The sequence below is a fragment of the Streptosporangium sp. NPDC049248 genome (assembly GCF_040678965.1).
Lineage (GTDB): Bacteria > Actinomycetota > Actinomycetes > Streptosporangiales > Streptosporangiaceae > Streptosporangium > Streptosporangium fukuiense.
In genome coordinates this window covers 138,246-150,256 of sequence record NZ_JBFAQY010000006.1, presented here as the reverse complement: position 1 = coordinate 150,256, position 12,011 = coordinate 138,246, and the positions used below count along the sequence as shown (strand labels likewise).

Genomic DNA, 12,011 nt, shown 5'->3' with positions numbered 1-12,011 from the left:
GGGGGACCCGCCCCATCGGCCGGCCGGCCGTGGCCGTCAGTTCTCGATCGGCACCATCACCAGAAGCGACGTGCCCTCCTCCGCGGAACTCGTGATCGTCAGCTTTCCGCCGAGCGCCTCGACGCGGTCCCTGAGCCCGATGAGCCCCGAGCCCCTGCCGTACTCGGCTCCTCCGGTCCCGTCGTCGTTGACCGAGAGCCGGACCGTCGCCCCGGTCACGCCGAGGGTGACGCACACCACGGAGGCGTGCGCGTGTTTCACCACGTTGGTCAGCGCCTCCGCCACCGTGTAGTAGAGAGCCACCTCGACGCGTTCCGGCAGGCGCGGGACGGAGTCCAGCTGGAGTTCGACCGGAACGGCGGAGCGGCGTGCGAGCGTCTTCAGCGCGGGTACGAGACCGCCCTTCGACAGGATCGCCGGGTGGATGCCCCTGGAGAGCTCCTGCAGGTCCTCCACGACCCCGGTCAGCCCCTGGACCGCCTGAGACAGCTGCTCCCTGAGCCCTGTCATCTCCGGCGGCACTCCGGCCTCCGCCGCGCGCAGTTCGAGCCCGAGCGAGACCAGTCGCTGCTGGGCACCGTCGTGCAGGTCACGCTCGATGCGCCGGCGGGTCTCGTCGGACGCGGCGACGAGGCGCGCGCGGGAGGCGGCGAGATCGGCGCGGGCCTGCGCGTTCGAGATGGCGGTCGCGATCAGCTCGGTGAAGTCCCTCATGCGCTCCTCAGCGCCTTCGAGCCTCGGCTCCCAGCGGCTGTAGAAAGCGAGCATCACCCCCCACAGAGAGCCGTCGACGATCACGGGAGAGCCGAGTGCGGAGGTGATGCCCATCTCACGGGCCCACCTCAGGATCGTTCCCGAGGTCTCCTCATAGTTCGTCACCCGTGCCGGTTTTCCCGTCCGCAGCACCATGCCGGAGACGATCGTCTCGCTGATCGGCCACTGCGAGCCGAGAGGCATCACCTTCCGCACATCCTCCCGGAGACTCCATGTGCCCACCACCGTCGTGTGGCCGGGGTCGTAGCGGCTGACCGACACGTGGTCCGCCTTCATGAGGGAGCCCATCTCGTAGGCGACCGCGTTGAACAGCTCCGTCGAGGAGATGCCCTGCGCCACGAGCGTCGCGACCCGCCGCAACGTCGCCTGTTCCCGCGCGATCCTGCGCAGCTCGTCACGACTGGACGCCAGGACGGCCCCGATGTCCTCGCGATCGCGGGCCGCCCGCAACAATGCCTCCAAAGAGGGCAGCATCCGGTCGCGCAGACGTCTCCGCACGTCCTCCGACGTCCCGGCGGGAAGGACGAGCGTGCCGACCCGATCGCCGCCCTCTGTGAGCGGCAGAACCTCGCCGTGCTCTCCGGCGGGGACCTCGGCGAGCCGGATCTCCAGGCCCGGCGTCCCCAGGGTCCGGGCCAGGAGGCGCGAGGCCGGCGGCAGCGCAGCGCTCGGGTTCTCCGTACGCAGCAGGATGTGGGCCAGTTGCACGGAGAGGTCCGCCTCACGGCGACGCTCGTTCGTCTGGATGCCCAGTGAGCGCATTCGTGCCCCGATCAAAGTGGTCGCCAGCCCGACGAGAAGGAAGATCGGAAGCGGGGTCCAGAGCCAGCGCTCCCCAGGGAAGAAGAATCCCCGCGGGGGAAGGTTGAAGTAGTCGAAGGCGGTGGCGCTGGCCAGCAGGGTCACCAGCCCTGGCCACAGGCCCCAGACGACCGAGACCAGCAGCACACCGAGCAGGTAGATCCCGCCCAGGAAACCGCCCGGCATCAAGCGGAGCAGGAAAAGGGACAGCAAAACTTCCGCCGCGATACACGCGGCGCCGCATATGATCCCAAGCACGAAAGATTGACGCTTTGTGTGCGTCAATGACGACAGCAGCCGCTCGCGCATAGATACTAAGATACTCGCATGTCAACGGGATATTTCGCACTTCGTCCCGAATCGTACCCCGCCCGGCGGACTTACGACCGACCGTCCAGAGCATTGAGAATTCCTTAACCCTAAAGCGACCATTCTTTTAATGACGGGCCCGGCGGGAAAGACACCCCGAAAGGGCGATGATCGTGCACGAGAACCGGATACGCGTGGCACTGGCGGACGACGACGTGCTTTTCCGCGAGGGGGTGTCGAGCCTGCTGGCACGCTCGGGCTTCGACGTCGTCGGCCAGGCCGGAGACGCGACGGAGATCCTCCCCCTGGTCCGCGAGCACCGGCCGGATCTCGTCATCCTCGACATCCGGATGCCCCCGACCCACACGAACGAGGGCCTTGACGCGGCACGGGTGATCCGCGAGGAGTTTCCGGAGACGGGGATCCTCCTGCTGTCGGCGCACATCGAGGTGGAGGAGGCGATGGAACTGCTCGCCGCCGGGCACCGGGTCGGCTACCTGCTCAAGAGCCGGGTGACCGGGGTCGGCGACTTCATGGAGACGCTCGAGCGCGTCGCCCAGGGCGGCTCGGTCGTCGATCCGAGCCTGGTGCGGGAGCTCATCAAGTCCCACCGCAGGAACGACCCGCTGGAACTCCTCACCGCGCGCGAGCAGGAGGTCCTCGCCCTGATGGCCGAGGGCCGCTCCAATGCCGGCATAGCGAGCAAACTCTGGATCACCGAGGGCACGGTCGAGAAGCACGTGCACAGCATCCTGTCCAGGATGCGGATACCGGGATCGGAAGACGACCACCGCCGCGTCCTCGCCGTACTGGCCTTCCTCGAAACCCGCTGACCCGGATGCGACCTGAGGACCGATGCGGGTCCGGGGCCGCGGGGACCTGTGGGGCCGACGGGGCCGGACCGGTGGGGCTGGCCTGGCGTCGCGGGCCGGCCCGGCGGGAAACCCACGGGGCACGCCTCGGGTCAGGCGGGGCTCAGATCCCCTTCGTCGCGGGCTTTCCGGAGAATGTCGCGGATCGCCGCCCCGGAAAGGGCTGACTTCGACAGGAACGCGACGGCGGGACTGGCCGTGATCATGTCCGTGAAGTCCTTCTCGGCATGGGTCGAGATCATGATGATGCGCGGGCGGCCCTCGGACGGCACCCGTGCGAGCCGCCGGGCGACGTCGAAACCGTTCTCCTCACCGAGATCGATGTCGACGAGCGCGACGTCCGGCCGGGAGTCGCCGATCTGCCGTAGGGCCTCGTCGCTCGCGGAGGCCATGCCGACCACGGCGATCCCCTCCCGCTCCAGCAGCGCACGGGCGGCACAGCGGAAGTGATCGCTGTCATCGACGATCAGACAACTTACGGCCACACATCGAGGATCGCAGGGGAACAGCGTCGGCACATTGCAGCTAGCGGGAAAATCCGGAGGCCACTGGCGGGTATGGAGCATGGTCGGCGAGCCTCGGGCGACCCGAACACGGTCAGACTCCGAGCGCCTCGCACGCGCGTCCCACCCCGTCCTCGGCCCGCAGCCGCTCCCCCAGCCGCGCCGCCACCGCCCGCGTTCCCGGATCCCGTACGGCATGTACCACCCGTGCGGCCAGTGCTCCCGCGGTGGCCCTGCCGATCGGCAGCGGCGCGGGCCCGGCCCCCAGCGACGCCACCCGTGCTCCCCAGAACGGCTGGTCGGAGAAGAAGGGACAGATCACCCCCGGCACCCCGGCCCGCAGGCCCGTCCCCGTGGTCCCGGCGCCGCCGTGGTGCACCACCGCGGCCATCCGCGGGAAGAGCCACCCATGATCGATATCGCCGATGACGAGCATGTCGTCGGCGCCCTCGTACGGCATGCCCTGAAGGACTCCCCGCACCCCGGCCCTGCGCAGCGCCGCCACCACCGTCTCCGCCGTCGCGACCGGATCGGCCGGGATCATGCTGCCGAAGCCCACGAAGACCGGTGGCGGCCCCGCGTCGAGGAACGCCACGATCTCGGGGCAGGGCGGCAGCGCGCGCTCAAGTGACCAGAAACCGGTCAGGTGCACGTAGTCCGGCCAGTCCCGTGGGCGGCCGACGATCCAGGGGCTGACCCCGCACAAAACCGGCACCCGATCGGCCCGTGCCCGCCGGAACGGGCTGCCCCGCATGGGTTCGAGCTTGAACACCCGGCCCCGCAGCCGGTTCACCATGCGACCGAGCAACAGCCAGCTCAACCCCTCGACCAGCGCGTAGCTGGCCCGGTTGCCGGCTCCGCCGAGCGTGCGCAACGGCACCAGCGGGTTGGGGAAGGCCCTGGTGGGCTCGCTGGGCTGGAAGTGCAGCAGCGCGTACGGCATGCCGTACCGCTCGGAGAGATGGTGCCCGAAACCGCCCAGCGCGGGTGACAGGACGAGGTCGGCTCCGGCGCAGGCCGCGTCCACCTCGGCGACCAGGCGCTCGGCGAGCGGTTCCACGATCGCGCGAAACCCCCTGGCGAACCCGGCGGGGCCGCTCCGCAGCCACGCCTGCCCCTCCTCGGACTCCATGATCTTCAACGGGTCCACGCTGATCGGGCTGAACTCCAGCCCCGCCTCCTCGACCAGCCCGCCGTAGCGGCCCGCCGCCACGATCATGACCTGATGCCCCCGCCGGGCGAGCCCGGCGCCGAGCGCGACGCACGGCTGGGTGTCACCCCGCGAGCCGAACGCCAGGACCGCGATCCTCACCCGAACCTCCCCGAACCGACGGCTCGCCGAAACTCACCGGTCCGGCGGCTCACCAAGGCGTCGCCACGCGGACGACTCATCGGAGCGTCACCAGGCTGATGGCCGCCCCCGTGACGACCAGCCCCGCGGCCGCGAGCAGGCCCGTCGAGTAGCCGGCCGTGAAGCTCGCGGAACTGTTGACGATCACCCCGATGATCGCGATGCCGAACAGCCCCGACATCTCCCGGGCCACGCTGAACACGCCCCCGGCCACCCCTGCCCTGGACTCGGGCACGGCACCCAGCACCGCCGACCCCAGCGGCATGGTCAGCGCCGAGCCGATCCCGATCACGCATACCGATGGCAGCAGCTCGGCCCAGCCGTCCCCCGGGCGCAGGAACGCGACGGCGGCCATGCCCGCGGCGACGAGGACGAGCCCCAGCGCCACGGTGCGCGCGGCACCGATCCGGCGTTCGGCGAACGGCACCAGCGGCGTGACCACGACGACCAGCAGCGCCAGCGGCACGAACGCCAGCCCGGACGCGGTGGGGCTGAAACCGAGCACACCCTGCAGGAACAGCGCGGTGAAGAAGAAGACCCCGTTGACCCCGAGTCCCCAGAGCACCTGGGCGATCACCCCGCCGGTGAAGGTCCGCGACCGGAACAGCGCGAGGTCCACCATCGGGTCCTCGCCGAGCCTCTCCGCGACGGCGAAGACCAGGGCGGCGGCCACCGTGAACAGCAGCGCGACCAGGATCGGCGGCGAGGTCCACCCCAGCTCGGCCCCGAAGGTCAGGGCGAAGGTACCCGCCGACAGGACGACCACCGACGACGCGACCCCTGGAACGTCCACCCGGGCGGCCCGCTCGTCGCGCGACTCCGGGATCGCGACGCCTGCGAGCGCGACGATGAGGACGCCGAGCGGGACGTTGAGCAGGAAGATCCAGCTCCAGTGGAAGTGCTGGGTGAGATAACCGCCGACGACCGGCCCCAGGGCGAGCGCGCCCGCCCCTGACGCCATCCAGACGGCGACCCCGACGGACCGCTGCCGCTCGTCGTTGCCGACCGCGACGATCGCCAGCATCGCGGGCAGGATCAGGGCGGACCCGGAACCCTGCACCAGCCTGGCGGCGACGAGCGCGCCCACCGAGGTGGCCAGCCCCGCCGCGAGGGACGCCGCCGTGAAGACGGCCAGTCCCGCGACGAGCACCCTGCGACGGCCGTAGACGTCGGCCAGCCTGCCACCGGCGAGCATGAATCCCGAGAAGGTGAGGACGTAGCCGGTGACGACCCATTCGAGTGCCGCCAGCGACGCGCCCAGCTCCGCCTGCAGGGTGGGCAGCGCGACCGTCACGACGGTGTTGTCCAGCGTCGTCACGAATCCAGCAAGCCCGATGACCAGCAGCAACAGCCCTCGTCGCGCCGCCGGTGCTCCCGCCGGCGATCCTGATGGCGACGCACCGGGCGCGCTCGACGCGGCGGACGGAGTCGGTACGACCTGGGCGTCCGGCCTGGGCTGCGCGCCCGGTACGGCCCGATCGCTCACTCGTCCACCTCTGTCCACTCCCAACCGGATCCGTCGGCCTTGGGGCGTACGACCCGCGTGGTTCTGGTGCCCACGGCGACCCAGCCTCCCGCCGGTTCCTCCGTCTCCCGCCTCGCGGGCGCCCTGCCCGCGGGCTCCCCCGCACCGCGCGATACCGCCTCACCGCGCGGTGCGGCAGCGGGCGGGGAGGCGGGGACCGCCGCCCTCCACCGCACCTCCGCCGGAGGCCGCGGAACCTGGGGGACCGGAACCGGTGACGGTGCCGAGGGCGGGGCCGGTGCCGGTGCCGGGGTCTGCGGAACCGCAGGCGAGGCCGGGACCGAGGGCAGGGCAGAGGGCGGGGCAGGGGTCTGCGGAAGCGCAGGCGGAGAGGGGGCCGAGGGGGGAGTCTGCGGGGATGCCGGGATCTCCTGCCGGGGCGCCGGGGGGCCCGGCTCGATCGCCCTGGCCACCGGCCGTACCAGCGGCTCCAACTGGTCGATCAGATGGCTGCTGACCGGCGGCAGGCTCGGCACGCGGCGCGCGTCCTCCCCGGGTTCCGGCCTCCCCACCTCCTCGGGTACGGGCGCCAGAGGCGGGGTGGCGGGTGGCGTGCCAGGGGCCTCCGGCAGCCCGGCGGGCCGGCGCTCGGAAGCCGCCGGGGGCGGCGGGAAGTCACCGGAGCGGGCCACATGAGCGGGCCGGGACTCGGGAGCGGGCCGGGGCGGCTCCGGGGGCGCGGGTTCGGGACGCGCCCGGATCACGGGGCCGGGCCGTATCGGGGGCGGCGGGGGTGGCACGAACGCGGAATGGCGTTGCGGGAGCGAGGCGGGCGGCCCGGACGGTGCGGCGGGAGGAACCGGATGACGGGGGGACTGTTCCATCGCGTCCCGCACGGTCAGCAGGGGCTCCGGTGGGGACGGCCTCTCCTGCTCCTCGGCCCAGTGCCAGCCGGGACCGTCCAGGTTCGGCTTGATGACCTTCCTGGTCCTGCCCCCGGCCGGTCCGGGGCCGGACGTCGGCGGTGCGCTGGACGCGGCGGCGGGCCTGGACGTCGGCTGGACGGAAGGGGGCGGCTCGGCGTCGAGTCCGGGCATGGGGTAGGGATTCGACCGGTTCTGCCGGAAGGAGGCATCGGAGATCCGGGACCGCCAGGGACGTGCCGTACCGGGCTCGGGGGACGGGGCACGGGACCCGTTGCGCGGGACCGCCGGGCCCGGGCGCGGGCCCCGACTCTCCTCCCGCGCCGCACGGGCGTTCGACACCGGAACGTGCGGATCCACGGGCGCCCCCCAGGCCCCCTCCTCCGCGGCGTGGGCATACGGGTCCGCGGGCGAGCCCCAGGACTCCTCTCCCTCGGCGCGAACCTCCGGCACCGGGACGTGCGGGTCCAGGTGTACGACCCAGGGCCCCTCCCCCATGGCGCGAACACCCGGTGCCGGGACGTGCGGATCCATGGGCGAGTCCCAGGGTTCCCCCTCCGCCGCGCGGACGTCCGGCACCGGCACATGCGGGTCCAGAGGTGCGGTGGGGGGCGGTGGGAACTCCTCGGCCCACTGCCAGTCGCCGTCGCGGCCGGTCCTGATGACGCGTACCGGAACGGCGGGGGCGATCGGCAGTGGTTCGGCGGGCGGTGGCAAGGCAGGCCCCGCGGGAACCTGGGAGGAGGTTCCGGCGGCGATCTGCGGGGGCCGCGGGAGGTGGGCGAGGCGACGCGCGGGGGCGGCGCGGTGGGCACCGGGGGCACCCGCACGCTCCACCATCACGTACGTGGCGGGAAGCTCGTCCGTGGCGTGCTCGCGGATCTCGATCCGCCGGTGGAAGCCGCGCAGGAAGCTCGGCAGCCACCAGTTGGCCTCGCCCATCAGCCGCATCGTCGCGGGCACCAGCAGCGCCCTGACCAGGGTGGCGTCCACCACGATGGCCACGAACATGCCGACGCCGAGCATCTTGACGATCGTGATCCCGGCCGTGGAGAACGCCCCGATGACGACCAGCAGCAGCAGCGCCGCGCTGGTGATGACCCCTCCGGTCCGCTCCAGCCCGACCGCCACGGCCACGGTGTTGTCGCCGGTTCTGAGCCACTCCGCACGGACCCTGCTGAGCAGGAACAGCTCGTAGTCCATGGAGAGCCCGAACACCACGGCCAGGATCAGCACCGTGATCGTCGCCTCGATGCTCCCCGTCGGGGTGAAGCCCAGGACGCTCGCCAGGTGGCCGTCCTGGAAGGCCCAGACGATCACCCCGAACGACGCCCCCAGCGACACGACGTTCATCAGGATCGCCTTGACCGGCAGCAGGATCGAGCCGAACGCGGCGAACAGCAGCAGGCCCGTCATGAGGCAGACCACCAGCGCGGTCCACGGCAGGGTGGCCCGCAGACTGGCCTGGAGATCCAGCTGGGCCGCGGTGGGGCCGCCGACGACGACGTCCTGGAAGTTCGGCTCGGGCGGCAGCTCGCGGATCCTGTCGACCAGCGCGCGGGCCTCGTCCGACATCGGGTCCCTGTCGTAGCGGACCGCCAGCCGCACGGCGCCGCCGTTCTGGGAGACGCCGGTCACGTCGACGCCGGTGACGTGGTCGAGCGCCTCCAGCCGCTCGGCGAAGACCTTGACGTCCAGCGGGCCGACCGGGGTGACCGGGGTGATCCCCGAGTTCCCGACGCCGATGGGGCCGCGCTGGGTACCGACCTCGGAGGTGAGCGCGCCGGGCGCCGACGCGGTCATCGGCCCGACCAGGTCGCGCTCGACGAGCACGATGACCTCGATCGGCGAGAGGGCGTTCTTGGCGAACCTCGTGTTGATCTCCTCGGCCACCTGGCGGCTCTCGAACCCCTCCGGCAGTACGCGATGGTCCACGCTGCCGAACCGCGCGTGCGCGAAGGGCGCGGCCAGCGCGACGAGGAGCAGCCCGACCCCGAGAAGGTACGCGACCGGGCGGCGCATCACGCTGGACGCGATGGTGTGCCAGGTACCGCCCCTGCGGCTGCCGAAGTCGGGCATGACCTTGACCGCGTCCACCTTCGGCCCGAGCACGGCCAGCAGCGCGGGCAGTACCACGATCGCGGACACCATCGCGACCAGCACCACCGCCGCCGCGCCCAGCCCTATCGACCGCAGGAACATCTGCGGGAAGAGCAGCAGCCCGCTGAGCGAGGTCGCCACGGTCAGCCCGGAGAAGGCGACGGTGCGTCCGGCGGTGGCGATGGTCCGCACGACCGCCGCCTCGGTGGGCGTCCCCCGGTGGATCTCCTCCCTGAAGGCGTTCAGCACGAAGAGCGAGTAGTCGATGGCCAGGCCGAGCCCGAGCATCGTCACGACGTTCAGCGAGAACACCGAGACGTCCGTGACCTCGGTGAGCAGTCTCAGCAGCAACAGCGCCCCGGCCACCGAGAGCAGCCCGACGACCAGTGGCAGGCCCGCCGCGACCAGGCTGCCGAAGACCATGACGAGCAGGACGAGCAGTACCGGCATCGAGATGGCCTCGGCCTGCTGCAGGTCGGCGCCGGTCTGCGCGTTGAGGTCCTTGAGCAGCGGGATCCTGCCGCCGATCTTGACCGTGTATCCGGCGGGCGCCCTGCGGAGCTCGTCCCTGATCTTCTCGTACCCGCTCTGCTTGGTCAGCTGCCCGCCGCGCAGGGTGATCAGCGCGTAGGTGGAGTGCCTGTCCTCGGAGACGAGTTCCCCGGCCTTGGTCGACCAGTAGGTGGTGGTGCTCGCGACCTGCTCGGCGGGCAGCGCGCGGAGCGCCTCCCGCACGTCCTTCTCGAACCGCTCGTCGGCGGCCTCGTAGCTGGGATGCGTGTAGAGGGCCACCACATCGGGTGAGTTGCCGCCGAACCACTTCTGGCTCCACTCGGCGGCCGAGGTCGACTCGGCCCCCGGGTCCTCGAAGCCGCCGTCGGACATCCTGCCGAACAGCCCCAGCCCGAAGTAGCCGGCGAGGACCGCGAACGCGGTCCCCAGGACCAGCAGGGACCAGCGCCCTCGGTAGACGGCCCGCCCAAGCGACTCGAACATCAGACGTCGGCACCTTGCCCGTCGGCCGAGAACCCGTCGGCCGAGAACCCGTCGGCAGGGAACCCGTCGGCAGGGAAGGCGCCGGTCGGGAAGGCGCCGTCCAGGTAGGCCCGCGCGCAGGCACGCCTGGCGATCTTCCCGCTGGACGTGCGCGGCACGGCCCCCGCCTCGACCAGTACGAAGTCATGCAGCCGCAGATCATGATTTTTCGTGACAGCGGCGCGGATGTTGGCCGCGATCTCGTCGATGTCCCGCCCGTCGGCCTTCCGTGACCGCTCGGCCACCACCACCAGCCGCTCGGTCTCCTCCCCCGGCACCGCGAACGCGGCCACATGGTCCCTGCGGACGGCCTCCTCGGCCTCCTGCACGGTCACCTCCACATCCTGTGGATAGTGATTGCGCCCGTCGACGATGATCAGGTCCTTGACCCGTCCGGTGATGTAGAGCTCGCCCCCGTGCATGACGCCCAGGTCACCGGTGCGCAGCCAGGTGCCCTCCTCCCCTTCGAGGACGTTGCCGAAGACCTCGGCGCTGCGCTCGGCGTCCCGCCAGTAGGCCCGCGCCACGTTGGGCCCCCGCACCCAGATCTCGCCGACCTCGCCGTCGGGCCTGGCCGTACCGGACGCCATGCCGGATGTCGTATCGGATGTCGTGTCGGATACAGCGGCGATGACCACCCGCTGGCCCGTCGGCACCCCACAGGAGACGAGATCGCTGATCCGGCCCCGTCCCGTGTGCGGCACCGCGCGCCCCGCGGTCAGCGCGTCGCGGTCGAACAGGGTGACGCGGGCGGGCAGGTCCCGGTCCATCGCGGTGACGAACACCGTCGCCTCGGCCAGGCCGTAACCGGGGGTGTGCGCCTCGGGCCGCAGCCCGCACCCGGCGAAGGCCTCGGAGAAACGGCCGATCGTGCCGCCCCGGAGCGGCTCGGCGCCGTTGAGCATGACCGACACCCCGGACAGGTCGAGCGTGGCCTTCTCCGCCTCGGTGACCCGGCTCGCCGTGTACTCGTAGGCGAAGTTGGGACCGCCGGTGAACACGTCCGCCTGCCCGGAGAGCATCCGCAGCCAGCGCACCGGGTGCATGACGAACGCCACCGGGTCCATGAACATCGACTGGTTGCCGCCCACGATCGGCGCGGCGATGGTGGCGATCAGGCCCATGTCGTGGAAGAGCGGCAGCCAGAGCGCGGCCGTGGACACCCTGGGGGTGGCGCGGAACGCGGTCCACAGCTGCCTGGCGTTGGCGGTGAAGTTGCCATGGCTGATCTCCACCCCTGCCGGGGCGCGGGTCGAGCCGGAGGTGTACTGCAGATACGCCAGGTCCTCGGGGCCGATCGGTTCGGGTTCCCACTCGTCGGCCAGCAGGTCGGAGACCGTGTCCAGGGTGATGATCCGCTTGGGCCGGGGCGCGGAGCGGCCGTCCAGGAAGGCGTGCACCCCCTCCAGCGCGGGCGTCGTGGTGAGCACGCACACCGGGTCGGCGTCGGCGTAGGCGCGGATCAGCCGGTCGGCGTGACCGGGCAGGTCCGGCGCGAAGAGCGGTACCGCGATCACCCGGGCGTACATCGCCCCGAGCATCGCGACCACGTACTCCAGTCCCTGCGGCGCCAGGATCGCCGCCCGCTCGCCCGGGTGCGCCACCTCTCGCAGCCGTACGGCCAGCGCCCGTGCCCGAAGGTCGACCTTCGCCCAGGAGAGCGTGTGCCGCACCCCGTCGCGTCCGGCGGAGTAGTCAAGGAAGGTGTAGGCCGGAGCGTCAGGAATCTCCCGTGCCCACCGCTCAACCTGGGCGATCAGCGTCTCGCTCATGCTCAAGGTCCCCTCGCCGAGGTACAGGGACCTAGCAACTTACGTCAGGGGTATCTCGCAATTCTTGCCAAAGCACTCCACATTCCCGGCTGCCGGTTATTACCGG

At 71.6% G+C, this 12,011-nt stretch carries 7 protein-coding genes; 1 reads left to right on the top strand and 6 read right to left on the bottom strand.

What is annotated here, in order from left to right; all coding sequences use genetic code 11:
* Positions 1-36 precede the first annotated feature (36 nt).
* The gene (locus AB0K21_RS14185; RefSeq protein ID WP_343974795.1) at positions 37-1,884 is read right to left on the bottom strand and encodes a DUF4118 domain-containing protein; all 1,848 of its coding nucleotides are present in this window, start codon (positions 1,882-1,884) and stop codon (positions 37-39) included.
* 167 nt (positions 1,885-2,051) lie between these two features.
* On the opposite strand from AB0K21_RS14185, the gene AB0K21_RS14180 reads away from it, so the two are divergent.
* Positions 2,052-2,717 carry a response regulator transcription factor gene (locus AB0K21_RS14180; protein WP_364149874.1) on the top strand — a complete coding sequence of 222 codons (666 nt, stop codon included), beginning with the start codon at positions 2,052-2,054 and terminating at the stop codon, positions 2,715-2,717.
* Positions 2,718-2,848: 131 nt separating this feature from the next.
* Here the strand turns inward: AB0K21_RS14180 and AB0K21_RS14175 are convergent, their stop codons facing one another.
* The 5 genes from AB0K21_RS14175 to AB0K21_RS14155 form a co-directional block, all read right to left on the bottom strand.
* Positions 2,849-3,274 carry a response regulator transcription factor gene (locus tag AB0K21_RS14175; RefSeq protein WP_364149872.1) on the bottom strand — a complete coding sequence of 142 codons (426 nt, stop codon included), beginning with the start codon at positions 3,272-3,274 and terminating at the stop codon, positions 2,849-2,851.
* A 79-nt stretch (positions 3,275-3,353) separates the two neighbouring features.
* Complete coding sequence (locus tag AB0K21_RS14170; RefSeq protein ID WP_364149870.1) at positions 3,354-4,571, bottom strand: glycosyltransferase; 1,218 nt, start codon at positions 4,569-4,571, stop codon at positions 3,354-3,356.
* Between the two features lie 76 nt (positions 4,572-4,647).
* Complete coding sequence (locus AB0K21_RS14165; protein WP_343974807.1) at positions 4,648-6,096, bottom strand: MFS transporter; 1,449 nt, start codon at positions 6,094-6,096, stop codon at positions 4,648-4,650.
* The gene (locus AB0K21_RS14160; RefSeq protein ID WP_364149868.1) at positions 6,093-10,094 is read right to left on the bottom strand and encodes an MMPL family transporter; all 4,002 of its coding nucleotides are present in this window, start codon (positions 10,092-10,094) and stop codon (positions 6,093-6,095) included. The genes AB0K21_RS14165 and AB0K21_RS14160 overlap by 4 nt, the downstream gene beginning before the upstream one ends.
* A complete protein-coding gene (locus AB0K21_RS14155) occupies positions 10,094-11,905 on the bottom strand; it encodes a fatty acyl-AMP ligase (RefSeq protein WP_364149866.1) in 1,812 nt (603 codons plus the stop codon). Before AB0K21_RS14155 ends, AB0K21_RS14160 begins: the two co-directional genes overlap by 1 nt.
* Between the last annotated feature and the right edge of the window lie 106 nt (positions 11,906-12,011).